This window comes from Comamonas trifloxystrobinivorans (genome assembly GCF_043359985.1).
In the GTDB taxonomy this organism is placed as follows: domain Bacteria; phylum Pseudomonadota; class Gammaproteobacteria; order Burkholderiales; family Burkholderiaceae_C; genus Comamonas; species Comamonas trifloxystrobinivorans.
On sequence record NZ_JBHZGV010000011.1, the window covers coordinates 1 to 13037 of the forward strand.

The 13037-nt window shown below is 59.0% G+C and carries 17 protein-coding genes, 1 tRNA gene and 1 pseudogene; 13 read left to right on the top strand and 6 right to left on the bottom strand.

Features of this window, described 5'->3' with window-relative positions; translation table 11 throughout:
• From ACFIQF_RS14285 to ACFIQF_RS14345, 13 genes and pseudogenes are all read left to right on the top strand, one after another.
• A pseudogene (locus ACFIQF_RS14285) lies at nucleotides 1–321 on the top strand (hypothetical protein); the annotation flags it as partial.
• A gap of 34 nt (nucleotides 322–355) precedes the next feature.
• Nucleotides 356–700 (top strand): hypothetical protein, encoded by a 345-nt coding sequence (locus tag ACFIQF_RS14290; RefSeq protein WP_393943840.1) that lies wholly within the window; start codon nucleotides 356–358, stop codon nucleotides 698–700.
• Nucleotides 701–982: 282 nt separating this feature from the next.
• Nucleotides 983–1387, top strand: coding sequence for a FaeA/PapI family transcriptional regulator (locus ACFIQF_RS14295; RefSeq protein WP_393943841.1), 405 nt, complete (start codon nucleotides 983–985; stop codon nucleotides 1385–1387).
• 38 nt (nucleotides 1388–1425) lie between these two features.
• A complete protein-coding gene (locus ACFIQF_RS14300) occupies nucleotides 1426–3096 on the top strand; it encodes a hypothetical protein (RefSeq protein WP_393943843.1) in 1671 nt (556 codons plus the stop codon).
• Nucleotides 3093–3509 carry a hypothetical protein gene (locus ACFIQF_RS14305; RefSeq protein WP_393943844.1) on the top strand — a complete coding sequence of 139 codons (417 nt, stop codon included), beginning with the start codon at nucleotides 3093–3095 and terminating at the stop codon, nucleotides 3507–3509. The genes ACFIQF_RS14300 and ACFIQF_RS14305 overlap by 4 nt, the downstream gene beginning before the upstream one ends.
• On the top strand, nucleotides 3509–3694 hold the full coding sequence (locus ACFIQF_RS14310) for a hypothetical protein (protein ID WP_393943845.1): 186 nt from the start codon (nucleotides 3509–3511) through the stop codon (nucleotides 3692–3694). The genes ACFIQF_RS14305 and ACFIQF_RS14310 overlap by 1 nt, the downstream gene beginning before the upstream one ends.
• 290 nt (nucleotides 3695–3984) lie before the next feature.
• On the top strand, nucleotides 3985–4425 hold the full coding sequence (locus ACFIQF_RS14315; RefSeq protein WP_393943847.1) for a phage protein NinX family protein: 441 nt from the start codon (nucleotides 3985–3987) through the stop codon (nucleotides 4423–4425).
• Between the two features lie 158 nt (nucleotides 4426–4583).
• On the top strand, nucleotides 4584–5330 hold the full coding sequence (locus ACFIQF_RS14320) for a hypothetical protein (protein ID WP_393943848.1): 747 nt from the start codon (nucleotides 4584–4586) through the stop codon (nucleotides 5328–5330).
• Nucleotides 5323–5799: a hypothetical protein gene (locus tag ACFIQF_RS14325; RefSeq protein WP_393943850.1), complete on the top strand. Its 477-nt coding sequence runs from the start codon at nucleotides 5323–5325 to the stop codon at nucleotides 5797–5799. The genes ACFIQF_RS14320 and ACFIQF_RS14325 overlap by 8 nt, the downstream gene beginning before the upstream one ends.
• Before the next feature lie 32 nt (nucleotides 5800–5831).
• Nucleotides 5832–6269 carry a hypothetical protein gene (locus ACFIQF_RS14330; protein WP_393943852.1) on the top strand — a complete coding sequence of 146 codons (438 nt, stop codon included), beginning with the start codon at nucleotides 5832–5834 and terminating at the stop codon, nucleotides 6267–6269.
• 3 nt (nucleotides 6270–6272) lie between these two features.
• Nucleotides 6273–6791: an HD domain-containing protein gene (locus ACFIQF_RS14335; protein WP_393943853.1), complete on the top strand. Its 519-nt coding sequence runs from the start codon at nucleotides 6273–6275 to the stop codon at nucleotides 6789–6791.
• A gap of 161 nt (nucleotides 6792–6952) precedes the next feature.
• Nucleotides 6953–7162: a hypothetical protein gene (locus ACFIQF_RS14340; protein ID WP_393943855.1), complete on the top strand. Its 210-nt coding sequence runs from the start codon at nucleotides 6953–6955 to the stop codon at nucleotides 7160–7162.
• Nucleotides 7159–7380 (top strand): helix-turn-helix transcriptional regulator, encoded by a 222-nt coding sequence (locus ACFIQF_RS14345; RefSeq protein ID WP_393943856.1) that lies wholly within the window; start codon nucleotides 7159–7161, stop codon nucleotides 7378–7380. Before ACFIQF_RS14340 ends, ACFIQF_RS14345 begins: the two co-directional genes overlap by 4 nt.
• Here ACFIQF_RS14345 and ACFIQF_RS14350 read toward each other — a convergent pair.
• From ACFIQF_RS14350 to ACFIQF_RS14375, 6 genes are all read right to left on the bottom strand, one after another.
• Complete coding sequence (locus ACFIQF_RS14350; RefSeq protein ID WP_393943858.1) at nucleotides 7374–8567, bottom strand: tyrosine-type recombinase/integrase; 1194 nt, start codon at nucleotides 8565–8567, stop codon at nucleotides 7374–7376. The two genes, ACFIQF_RS14345 and ACFIQF_RS14350, sit on opposite strands and share 7 nt — an antisense overlap.
• A gap of 210 nt (nucleotides 8568–8777) precedes the next feature.
• Nucleotides 8778–8870: transfer RNA gene (locus ACFIQF_RS14355), tRNA-Ser, on the bottom strand.
• A 28-nt stretch (nucleotides 8871–8898) separates the two neighbouring features.
• On the bottom strand, nucleotides 8899–10179 hold the full coding sequence (locus ACFIQF_RS14360; protein ID WP_393943860.1) for an aspartate kinase: 1281 nt from the start codon (nucleotides 10177–10179) through the stop codon (nucleotides 8899–8901).
• 77 nt (nucleotides 10180–10256) lie between these two features.
• Nucleotides 10257–11222 carry a tRNA lysidine(34) synthetase TilS gene (gene tilS / locus ACFIQF_RS14365; RefSeq protein WP_393943862.1) on the bottom strand — a complete coding sequence of 322 codons (966 nt, stop codon included), beginning with the start codon at nucleotides 11220–11222 and terminating at the stop codon, nucleotides 10257–10259.
• Between the two features lie 72 nt (nucleotides 11223–11294).
• Nucleotides 11295–12269: an acetyl-CoA carboxylase carboxyltransferase subunit alpha gene (locus tag ACFIQF_RS14370; RefSeq protein ID WP_393943864.1), complete on the bottom strand. Its 975-nt coding sequence runs from the start codon at nucleotides 12267–12269 to the stop codon at nucleotides 11295–11297.
• Between the two features lie 80 nt (nucleotides 12270–12349).
• Nucleotides 12350–13000: a DNA-3-methyladenine glycosylase family protein gene (locus tag ACFIQF_RS14375; protein WP_393943866.1), complete on the bottom strand. Its 651-nt coding sequence runs from the start codon at nucleotides 12998–13000 to the stop codon at nucleotides 12350–12352.
• Between the last annotated feature and the right edge of the window lie 37 nt (nucleotides 13001–13037).

Consider the following 13037-nt stretch of genomic DNA (forward strand, 5'->3'; position numbering starts at 1 on the left):
AAGCAGGCGGAATCGCTCGCGCCACATCTGACAAAGGGCAAGCAAGTCTCGTTGATCGTCCGCGATCTGCACATTGCTACCTTCCAAAAGAGCGACGGCAGCGAGGGTTTCGCACTGGAGGGCGTGGCCGACTTTGACGACTTCGCCCGCGATGGCAATCGCCAGGAAGCAGCTGCACCAGCTCCCCGACCGGCCCCGGCACCAGCGCCACGCCCAGCTCCGGCACCCCGCCAAGGCGGCGGAGGCTTTGAAGATATGGTCGACGACATCCCATTCATCGACCCCATGCGCCGCAGCCTCCGTCTGTATTCAGTGATCTAACCCAAGACCGCCCTAGAGGCGGTTTTCTTTTGATATGACCAAACAAGCCAACCCATTCGCCCAGCTCGCACGCAAACCGAAGCACTCCATGAGACAAATTGACCCCGATCTGCTTGAGATTGGAAACGACCCATTCACTGGGAAGCGGGCACCGCCAGAAGGAAAGTATGACGCCCTGTTTCGTCGCTTGCGAGTTGGTCAGTGCATCAGATGCGAACCCCAAGAAGCCGGACCGCTTAGCAATGCTTTGCGCCAGTGGATTCAATCTCGCAAGCGTGATGATGAGCTTGAAGTTCGGGTGCAGTCACGCTATCACACCGATGGCCGAGGCCGGGTGTGGTTGCTTGCCAAAGAGCAGCAGTTGAAGAAGGCCGCGTAGTGCCAGCAGACAACACCATCAACCAAGCGCCCAGCGCTAAGCATAGCAACGGGGATGCGCCCTACCCGTGCAAGGACGCTAAGCAAGCGCCTGGTGCTACCTGGGCCATCTCCTACGGCTACTGCCGCCACTCGCTTGACCAGCTTGCAGGGGTCAACGACAAGCGCTGTCCAGCTGATTGCCAGCACAAAGCGCCGTTACCTGTGGCGCACCAATTCTTGAAGATTTACAACGCAAGCGGCAATGCACAGGCCGCAGCGTACAGCCGGAGGGCAAGAGAGGATGCGGACAAGAACAACCTTCAAGCCCAATCCTGATTCCATTCTCTCAAAGCTCCGCGCCCACATTAACGATATCGGATCGCGGAGATTTAGTACAGCGCAGATTGCTAAAGCGATGGGCTTGCAACTCTCAACTGCACGCTATTACCTGTGGATGCTGCACAAGAAGAAGCTGATTCACGTAGCGGGCTGGAAGAAGCCCGGCCCCAGCGGCGGTGCAAGACAGCCCATTTACAAAGCGGGCCAAGGCGAGGATGCCAAGTGCCCACCTCCCGATCTGGACAGACAGCGAGAAACGCGGCGCTTACGAATGCTCATGAAGCGTGAAGCCGCGAAGAAATCCAAAGAGCAGGCGTCAATCCGGCGAATTCCGGTTTCAGTTTTCGATCTGGCCCAACACCTCTAACCAAGCCCTTCGGGGCATTTTCTTTTTCTGGAGCCCCCATGGCTGACAACACCACCCCTACCCAGTTCACCATGAGCCAGTATGCAAGCAAAGACGATCTGATTGCAGCTCAAGCGGATCGCATCGACAAGCTGGAAGCCGAGCTAGAAGCAGTCGGAGCCGGTGGCGTGCAATCGCTCCGCTCCCCCCTCAAGACTGCCGAGGGGGCGACAGCTCAAGTTGAATACGACGACTGCCTCAATGATCTTGGCTGGGAAATGGATGCCTGGCTGACGCGCATGGGCGCACAGTATGACGGGCGTGTATTCAACAACATGAAGTCGTTTCTGCGTGGCTGCATTCAAAAGTGGCTTGATGCACACCCGGTCGCAGCGCACCACCCCCAGGCAGATATGCAAGCGGCATTTGAGTCCGAATATGAACGCGACTGGAATGATCCTGCGGGCAACGAGATGAAAGCGATCTGGGCGCGGGCTTGGTCGGCATCGCGGGCTGCACCCCAGCCCCAGGTGGAGCCAGCGAGTCATGTGATCAATGGCGACGTGCTCGACCTCGTTAGTCTGGCGCTGCGCAAAGCATGGCAACTCGGTCAAACCTATTGGCAACAAGCCGATAGTGAATTCATCAGTCAGCAGAACAAGTCTGATGCGACATGGGCCAAGTTTCAAGCGTTGATTGATGAAACCCGAGCAGCCCTCGCCACCACCCAGCCAGCCGTGTCTGTGACCGATGCCCAGATAGATGCGATCCTGGATGAACCGGCAGACGCGATCTTCCATGTTTCCAATCAGCGCACTAAGCAGCACCTTTTTGCGCGCCGAGTCCTAGCTCTCGTCGCCGCCACCCAGCCAGCCGACCAGGTCGGTTTAGAGAATGGCCAGGTAGGTTTATCCCAGCCAGCCCCTGTGGGGGAGTACCCAGCGCTGCCAAAGGCGCTTGATTGCTTCTACGACGAAATCGACAAAGAAGAAGTGAACGTTTACTCTGACTATCAAATGCGCGCCTACGCAGACGCCACCCACGCCATGCGGGCGGGGTCGGATAACGAAGTGTTTGCAGCCCTGTCCGATCTAACGAATGTCTTGCGCGAGCGCCACCACGGGCGAATGCCTGACGAGGTTCAAGCGGCATACGACAAGGCATGGGCAATTGTTTTTGCAGGGCCGAAGGCGAATAGCGCCATGCGGGCGGGGGAGCAAGAGCCGGTGGGCATCGTGGAACCGATAGATGTCCGCGGGAACACTACCGGGTTGCTCTATCGAAATCTCCCTGTAGGCACCAAGCTTTACGCTTCCCCTGTAGCCGTTGCCGAGCAACAGAAGCCTGTGTTCTACACAGTTTTTGGAAACGATGGCATGGCGCTGCCCAGCTACGCAGGCCACTCGGAATCTTCTGTCATTGCCAACGTCCTGGCCATCGCTCAATTCGGAGGCTTCAGAGGCACTGACAAAGAGTGCATGCGAGAGCTGGGCTGGACAGTTCGCCCGGTGTTTGCATCTCCTGTAGCCACAGAGGGGGAACAGGCCGATACCAAGCGACTTGACTATCTCCAGAGCGCAGGCGCAACAGTTGAAATTCTCCCCGGCAAAACCGGCTGGAATTTCCGAATTGGCGGAGCGCATGCAACGACAGGGCCGTATTTGCGCGCAGCAATCGACGCCGCCCAATCCGCTACGCCCGTGGCGACTACCAAGGATGACAACCAATGAGCCAGTACCTGATCGCCCACATCGGGCACACCACGAAATGGTGCGAGCACATCACCTGGTGGAAGCCAGAGAGCTTGGGCTACACCATCTGCATTGATAAGGCAGGGCTCTACGACGAAGCCGAGGCTCGCAGCATTTGCCAATACGGCAGTTGCATTGCTGTCAAAAAGGACATGGCCGCAGCAATCGCCCGTAGCACGCCGTACTACCGCAAGTCATCCGGCGAGCTTGGAAAGCTGTACGACGGCGGCCCGCACTCGGTCGTGCCAAACGGTAAGGCTGAATGGAAGGCGCTGATGGATGCCAAGCTGGCGTGCGGCAAGACCGAGCGCCCCACCCCAATCGGGGTGAAAGCGCGAGCCATTTACTTGCTAGCTGAACTGATCGCGCCACCAGTGGCGAAGGAGGGGTGATGCGCCAGTTCGCTGAATTTATCGGGTGGGCCTTTCTGGTCCTGCTGGCTATGGGGGCCTTGCTCCCCGGCTTCGCTGTTCACTTGTTTGCAGGCAGCGAAGGCAAGGCACTGGAGTGGCATAAGGAAGCAGCCGCAGCCATTGAAGCCAAGCGCACCCCACCCCAACAGAAGGAGTCCCAATGAGCCGCAGCATAGGTGCCGTCGCGTTGTCTAAACGACTCTCACGGGAGGTGTTCAGTAACGACGCAAAAGGCCGAAAGATGTTTAAAGACGGCTTGCCTTGCCCGCCCGATGACGGACACCGCGGCCGCCAACATGCTCTTTACAGAGGGTGGCAACGTGCAGCGGCAGAGGCTCGACAGCCCGTAAAGCGCTCCAAGAAAGTCAAAGCGCAAGCCGGTCGTCGCAAAGCGATCCGCAAGATGTATGGACAATTTTTCTAGGCCGCACAGGCCAAGGGAGAGGATTGATATATGGCAACGGTACAAACAAGCAAGCTGAACGGGGCAGCGCTCGACTACGCTGTAGCAGTAGCGCTGGGCTACACAATCGCAGGCGCTGCTGACGAATACGGCTACACGCGGTGGCGCACGCCGGAAAACTGCGAGCTGTGCTACCCGTTTGAACCATCCAGCGACTACGCCACGGGCTTTGGCATCGCCGTTAAAAACAGGATCGGCATCAGCCCGCCGACGGCGCGAGTGCATCGCATTGGCGGCCCAAATGCAGGCTGGGGCGCATCCGGTGTTTGGACGGCAAGCACATGGCACGCAGGCGTCGATGGCAAGCGCAACGTCGCGTGGCACGAAACCGAGCCGCTTGTCGCCGCCATGCGCTGCTATGTGGCAAGCAAGCTGGGCTCCGAGGTTGATGTGCCCGACTGCTTGATCGCCACCCCCAAGGAGCCAGCATGATCCGGCTACTTCGATTCCTGCTGACTGGTGACTGGCACTTGCACAAATGGGAAACCATTGATCAAAAGCGTTGTGACAGTAAATATGAAACATGGACTCGCTACTACTGCCGCTGCACGGTATGCGGTACACACAAGAAATTCGATTAAGGAGCCAGCATGACCACACCAGACAACGCAATGATCGACCCCATGCCAGAGCTAGACATAGACACAGCGGGCCATACTGGAATACGCATCCGAGGTTATTCCGTGGAGCGAGTGAAGGCCCTACTCGACCGCATCGCCTCCCTAGAGGCTGAGCTTGAGCATGCAAACCAATGGCGTGACCTTGCCCTGCAATTCGACGGCCACCGCATGCAGGCACTGGGGCATTTGAAGGCCATGCGCAAAGACCCGTTCAAACATTGCGATGCGGCAGGCGAATTTCTTGCAGCACCACCATTACCCGGTGAAGCAGTGCTGGCCGAGCGGTTGGCCCAACTCTCCCAGGCGCAGGCTGTGCCCGATGGCTGGAAGCTGGTGCCAGTAGAGCCGACTGAGGAAATGCTACAAGCTGGACGCGACACACCTTTGTCCGGCCTTGAAGAAGATGCACCAGATGACTACAAAGCCGTATTTAAGTCCATGCTCTCAGCCGCCCCTCCCCCGCCTGAGCAATCTAATTCCGTCGAATTCGAGGGAATTAAAACGCACCAACCTGGGCGGAAGCCGCTGAGCGCAGACGATTTGCGAGAGCCGAAAAACGGTAAGGCGTGGCGTGTCGAGTGGTGGAATGAATCACTGAGAATGATGCTGCCATCACAAATGCGGCTTGATCGCGTACAGGCATTCAAGACTGGAACGCTGGTGCTCACACTAAAAAAGAGTGTAAATGCACACGGAATAGGAGCCACCCATGATTGATCGAGACACCATCATTGCCGTGGCCACAAAGTACGCAATATGCACCAGCGGGCAGCACAAAGAGTTCTTGCACGAAGGGCTCTTTGCTTTCGTTGATGAGATTGCCCAAGCCGTCGCCCAGAAAGCTGTAGAGGGGGAGCGGGAGGCGTGCGAAATGGCTGTTGAGGGTATAGCGCAGACTTATTCCGAAGACAGCCCGGGCAGATGGATGGCTAACAAGTGCCTTCAAGCCATCCGCAATCGCAGCACTGGTGACCAAGTGTCATCAAACAACAAGGAAACCCGCATGAGCACTAGCAACCCAGTGGTGACCGACGACCAGATAGACGAGATTTTCAACTCGATGCCCGATGGCGCGAACGGATTTTTGAAGTCCTGGGGCTATCGGCAGTTCGCGCGCAAGCTGCTAGAGCTGCGCCGAACCCTGCCTAGTGCGCCCAAGTCGCCCCCCAACCAGCAACCCGCCTAGTGCGGGTTTTTTGTTGCCCGAAAGGAACCCCAATGACTGACCCAAGCCGTGAGGCATTTGAGAAGTGGATGCGATCAGCAGAAAACTACAAGGAAGGAATGTTAGAGCGTTCCGGCGATCAGTATGTCTACACACACATGGAAGCAACATACATCGGGTACATGAGGGGACGGTATGACCAGCAAGCCGCCATGGCCCACAAAGAGGCGGACGCCTGGCAGCCTATTGAGACAGCGCCGAAGGACAAGACTATCTTGCTTGGGTATGCGAACTCCCATGGGCACTGGCGAACAATGCGTGGCGAGTGGTTTTCTAAAGAGGAAATTGACGAGTTGTGGGAAGACCCCGATGGCGTGGAGCCAGGATGGTTTGAAACATCCGTAGAAGCTGATGATGTGCCGAACGTCTGGCGCACCAACCCAACCCATTGGCAACCACTACCCGCAGCCCCGCTGCCACAGGGGGAGTGAGCTATGAACATTGCATTCGCTGCGATGCAGTTTGCCCGTGAGGCGCACAAAGACCAAGTTCGCAAGTACACAGGCAACCCGTATACCGACCACTTGGCAGAAGTTGCGGGGACTGTGGCGACAGTCTGGAAATCAATCAACGGGCAAGCAGGCGTCATGATTGCAGTCGCGTGGCTTCACGACACGGTTGAGGACTGCGGCGTTGAGCTGACGGAAATCGAAAGGCGATTCGGCTTTGCCGTTGCCCTTGGGGTTTCCGGCCTGACCGACAACGAGACAGGAGCCAACCGCGCAGAGCGAAAGGCCAAGGCGCGCGAACGGCTCGCCGGGTGCTCTGGCTGGATTCAGACAATCAAGTGCGCCGACCTCATCAGCAACACTAGCAGCATCGTCCGACACGATCCTAAGTTTGCCGTCACTTACCTAGAGGAAAAGCGCCTGCTGCTTGATGTGATGACCAAAGCTGACCCGCGCCTACGCGAGCTGGCCTATCAGAACGTAAATTTCCAGAACGGGAAATAAACCACCCAAAACACCCCGCTACAGCCGGAAATTTCCCGATCGGGAATGAGGAAACCATGACACGCAAACGAGACATCCGCCGCGCCCGACGAGAGCGCGACAACGAGAAACGCAACCCCGAACCCCGCCACTGAGCGGGGTTTGTTTTTTTGGGAGAAGCCATGCCGCCTGACACCAACAAATGGGAGCGGGCCGACAAGGCCTATCTCGCCCACCACTCCAAATGCGCAGACTGCATTGCAGCCGGCGCCATGCGCCAGGAGCGCTGCCCCGAAGGGCTCGCTCTTTGGACCGCCTACCAAAACGCGGGCCTGCCGCCTGCCCTCACCCAGCGCGGGCCAAACCTACAGATCAAAGGAAAAACACGATGACCAAGACCACTGCACCCGCCACCCAAGTAGCGCCCCTCGTGTACACCAAAGCCCAGCTCCCGGCCGTGGTGGGCTTGAGCAAAGCCACCATCGACAACATGCGCAAGAAAAAGGAATTCCCGTCGCCCGTGGTGCTAGGCGGCCGCAAGGTAGGCTGGCCCGTTGAGGCAATCAAGGCCTGGCTCGCCGCCCGCCCCACGGCCACCGGCATTTACTGATGGCCATCGCAGTAGTCGGCCCAGGCCTGCATCAAAGGTGCACGCTTTTCCAGCATGTCGCCACGCCGGTAAGCGGCCTCCACCTTGGACTCAATGGTGTGGGCCAGCGACATCTCGACTACATCTTTTTCATAGCTCGTGCATTCAGCAGCCCAGTCTCGGAACGTCGAGCGAAAACCGTGGGGCACAGCCGTTAACCCCATTCGGCGCATGACCGCCGTAAGCGTCATATCCGATAGCGTCTGGCCCTTCGTGCCAGGAAACACCAAATCGCACCCCTCTACCCTGGCCTGCCCCGCAAGCAACGCGACCGCCTGTTTTGACAGCGGCACGCGGTGCTCACGCCGGGCCTTCATTCGGCCAGCTGGAATCGTCCACACACACGCATCCAGATCAAATTCACTCCACACAGCCTCTCGCGCCTCGCCCGAGCGCACTGCAGTCAGCACTTGAAACAGTAGCGCGCGGGCGCCCTGTCCATCAACCCCGGTAATCTGCTTGAAAACCCCTGCAACATCTTTATAAGGCACTGCCTCATGGTGGCGCACCTTGGCAATTTTGTTGGGCTTGGGCAGGATCTGGTCCAAGTGGCCAGCCCACCTGGCTGGGTTCGGCAGCTTGTGCCCACAGTAAACAGCCGCCCAATCCAGCACCGTTTCAACCCGGCCCCGAACGCGAGTCGCCGTTTCTGTCTTGGTCCGCCAGATAGGCTCCAAAATCGCCAGGATGTGCTGGGTGTCGATCGAAGTCACATCCATATCGCCAATTTTTGGAAATGCGTATGTCTCCAGGGTTGCGGCCCACTGCGCAGCATGCTTTGGGTTGGACCACTCCGAAGACTTCGACCGGATGCAGGCGCGCGCCGCATCCCTGAACAGCAGCTTCTTGGCCGCCTCAAGCTGCCGCTTGGCTCGCTTGTCCCCGCGCTCTTCAATCGGGTCAATGCCCACGCCAATTTTTTGCTGGGCTTCTCGCGCCAAATCTCTGGCGGCCGCCAATGTCACCATGGGGTACGCGCCCAGGCCCATGCGGCGGCGTTTGCCATTGATGGCATACCGCAACACCCAGGCCCGGCTGGCCCCTTCGACTCTCAACAGCAGCCCAGGCACTACCCCCACGGCATGCTCTCCATCGTCTTTGAGCCGAGACACTTCCAGCGCACCCAATTCCCTTGCGAGCTTCGGCATTCCGCCCTCCAAAAATCTGTAGGCCATCCTGTAGGCCATCAAAATTATGGCTTATCTGTCCAGTTTTAGGCGAAAGTAGCCAATAAGATTTGGATTGCAGGAATTTTTGGGTGCAATGGGCGAAAAAAAGCCCGCATTAGCGGGGTATTTGGTGGCAATAGCCCAGAAAACCAAAAACCCCAAGTGACGGATCACTTGGGGTTTGGTTCTTGGCGGAAACGGAGGGATTCGAACCCTCGATGAGGCTCTACACCCCATACTCCCTTAGCAGGGGAGCACCTTCGGCCACTCGGTCACGTTTCCTGCGATGAACGTTATTGTAACCCTAATTTCAGGCCGATTTAGAAACTTCCGAAGAATCTAAGCCGAAAGCGGTGTGCAGGGCGCGCACGGCCAGCTCCAGGTACTTCTCGTCGATGACGACGGAGGTCTTGATTTCCGAGGTGGAGATCATCTGGATGTTGATGCCTTCTTCGCTCAGTGCGCGGAACATGGTCGAGGCCACGCCCACGTGGCTGCGCATGCCGATACCGACAATGCTCACCTTGCAGATGTTGGGGTTGCCAATGACTTCGTCAGCGCCCAGCTTGGGCAGCACGGTGTCGCGCAGCAGCTCGAGCGTGCGGTTGTAGTCGCCCTGGTTCACGGTGAAGCTGAAGTCGGTCTTGCCGTCTTTGCCGATGTTTTGCAGGATCACGTCCACATCGATGTTGGCCTCGGCCACCGGGCCCAGGATCTGGTAGGCGATACCTGGGGTATCGGGCACACCGCGCACAGAGATTTTGGCTTCGCTGCGGTTGAAAGCGATACCGGATACGACGGCCTTTTCCATCTTTTCGTCTTCCTCAAAAGTGATCAGAGTGCCGGACTTGGCCTCTTCGTCCAATGCAATATCCCAGGGCGTGAAGCTCGAGAGCACGCGCATGGGCACTTTGTACTTGCCGGCAAATTCCACCGAGCGGATTTGCAAGACCTTCGAGCCCAGGCTCGCCATTTCCAGCATTTCTTCAAAGCTGACGGTCTTGAGGCGTTGTGCTGCAGGCACCACACGCGGGTCGGTGGTGTAGACGCCATCCACATCGGTGTAGATCAGGCATTCGGCGGCCTTCAGCGCGGCGGCCACGGCCACGGCAGACGTATCAGAGCCGCCACGGCCCAGCGTCGTGATGTTGCCATTAGGGTCGATACCCTGGAAACCCGTCACGATCACCACACGGCCTGCGTCCAGATCGCCCTTGACGCGCTTGTCGTCGATCGATTCAATGCGCGCCTTGGTGTAGCTGTCGTCGGTGCGCACCGGCACTTGCCAGCCGGTGTAGCTGACCGAAGGCACGCCTTCGGCCTGCAGCGCAATCGCCAACAGGGCCGACGATGCCTGCTCGCCCGTGGCGGCCAGCATGTCGAGCTCGCGGTAATAGGATTTGTCCGCCCGGCTCGGAGCCAGTTCGCTGGCCAGGCCCAGCAGGCGGTTGGTTTCGCCACTCATGGCGCTTGGCACCACCACCATCTGGTGGCCGGCCCGAGCCCACTTGGCGACGCGTTTGGCGACATTGCGGATGCGCTCGGTGGAGCCCATCGATGTGCCGCCGTACTTATGAACGATCAGTGCCATTGAATATCACGATGACGAAACACGAAACTCGGCGTTGATGCAAAGTGTTTTGGCACGCCGTCGGCCCCGTACATTAATCAGACCAAAACTGACGGATTGTACCAATCGATCAAGCCCCCCCGGCGCTCTATATACCCCTGCCCCACTTTTATGTGGATTTGGTGGCCGCGTGTGGTGCAGCGCCGCAACTGTTGGGCCAGCTGTGCCAGCTGCGCCGCACTCGGGGTTTGGCCGTGCGCGGTGCGCAGCCAATAGCGCAGCACATTGGCCAAACGTGCGCCAGACAAGGCTTGCAGCGCTTTGATGGCAGGCGGGCTGCCCGCGGTTTGCAGATCTATTTGCGCCAGATCATCTTGCAGCTCCGCCGCCTGCGCTGCATGTGCGCTGCTGCGCGCCAGCGTTTGCGGAAACTGCGGAAAGGCCTGCAAGAGCGCTGGCAACACCTGGTTGCGAATGCGATTGCGCGTGAAGGCCGAATCGGCGTTTGTCGGATCGTCGATCCAATCAATGCCTAAACGCTGCAATTCGTCACGAATGACCGCACTGCGCACACCTAGATACGGCCGTTCCCAGCGCACACCGCCCTGCTCCCAGTTAGGCCGCATGCCCGCCAGGCCAGCTACACCTGCGCCACGCGATAGCGCTAGCAACACCGTCTCTACCTGGTCGTCCGCGTGCTGCGCAATGGCGATGGTTTTGGTGCCTGCCAGCGCCTGGCCTGCCTGGGTGATTTGCGCCAAGGCTTGGTAACGCGCAATACGTGCTGCGTCTTCCGGGCTTTGGCCGGGCGCATTTTTGGCCGCCACTTGCACCACATGCAGCGGCACGCCCCAGCGCTCGCATTGCTGCTGGCAGTGCGCCTGAAACTGCGCTGCCGCAGCCTGCAAGCCGTGGTTGATGTGAATGGCCGCCACCAGGCCGGGAAAGCGCTGCGTGCAAGCCCAAAGCAATGCGGTGGAATCGGCGCCGCCGCTGTAAGCCACCGCCAGCGGCAGCAGTGGCTGCCAACCTTGTAGCGCGCTCAGAATCTGCGGCTCAGCCATGGCGGCCAACCCATAGCAAAAAGCCTCCACAACGGGAGGCTTCCTGGCTGGTTTTGTGCATTTGCACCGGCATCAGTTCTCGGCCTTGGTGTCCGAGAAGCGGCCATAACTTTGCAGGCGCTCGTAGCGGCGGTCCAGCAGTTCTTTGGTCTTGAGGTCGGCCAGTTGGCGGTACGCATCGCTCAGGCCACGCTTGAGCAAAGCGGCCATTTGCTTGTGGTCGCGGTGTGCGCCGCCCACGGGTTCGTGGATGATTTTGTCCACCAGGCCCAGCGCCTTGAGGCGGTGCGCGGTAATGCCCATGGCATCGGCCGCTTCCTGCGCTTTTTCGCTGGTTTTCCACAGAATCGAGGCGCAGCCTTCGGGGCTGATGGTGGAGTACACCGAGTATTGCAGCATCAGCACCTGGTCGGCCACGGCAATGCCCAGCGCGCCGCCCGAGCCGCCTTCACCGATGATGGTGGAGATGATTGGCACTTCCAGCTGCGCCATCTCGTAGATGTTGCGGCCAATGGCTTCGGACTGGCCACGCTCTTCGGCGTCAATACCGGGGTAAGCGCCGGGCGTGTCGACAAAGGTGAACACGGGCAGCTTGAACTTTTCGGCCGTCTTCATCAGGCGCAGCGCCTTGCGGTAGCCTTCGGGCTTGCTCATGCCAAAGTTGCGCAAGGTGCGCTCCTTGGTGTCGCGGCCCTTTTGGTGGCCCACCACCATGCAAGGGTTGCCGTTGAAGCGCGCCAGGCCGCCCACGATCGATTGGTCGTCGGCAAAGTGGCGGTCACCGTGCATTTCGATGAAATCGGTGAAGATCTCGTTCACATAGTCCAGCGTGTACGGACGCTCGGGGTGGCGCGCGATCTTGGTGATCTGCCACGGCGTCAGCTCGCTGTAGATGTCTTTGGTGAGTTGCTGGCTTTTTTTGCTCAGCTGGTCAATTTCTTCAGAGATATCGACTGCGCTTTCGCTTTGCACGTAACGCAGTTCATCAATTTTGGTTTCCAGCTCCGCGATTGGTTGCTCGAAATCCAGGAATGTTCTTTTCGCCAAAATGATTCTCCTCGAGGGGTGGCCGCCGGGCAGCCAGCCTCAAAACGACCGACAGTGTAACCGCATGCAGCCCAAGTCGGTCAATCCGTATTCAGGGCCATCGGCATGGCATTTTGTGAGCGCCAGATCAGCCAGGCGCCGACGCTGCTCCAAGGTTGCCAGGCCTGTGCCACCTCGCGCACATCGCTGCGGCTGACGGGGTCGCCCGAAAAATAGTGTTCGCTGATGCCCGCTTGCAAAGCCGCATCGTCAATGGGCAGCACGTTGGGCCGCCCGAGGTGGAAGATGAGAAACATCTCCACGTTCCAGCGCCCCAGGCCGCGCAAGGCCAGCAACTGCTCGGCCACAGCGTCGTCGCTTTCGCTGACCCAGCTGAGCGCGTCTTTGGGCGACTGGGCAAACCAGTGCGCCAAATCTTTGAGGTAGCTGATTTTGCGCTGCGGCAGGCGGATGGCGGCCAGCGCCTCGTCGCTGGTGGCCAGCAGGCCTTTGGCCGTGCAAGCGCCAGGCAAAGCCTGGTAGCGCTTCCACAATTGCTGCGCCGAGGCCAGCGAGAGTTGCTGCCACACGATGCTGCGCACCAGCAGCGCAAAGCCATCGGCATCGCGGCTGAGCAATTGGCCGGCGTACTCGGGGATCAGGCGCCGCAGCACCCGGTCCTTACGGGCCAGGTGCTTGCAGGCCGTGGCCCAGTCGTCCGCCGACAGCGGTTTGTTGGCAATAGCAACCATGGCCGCTAGCGCTCGCCGTTGGGGCACAGACCCAGGT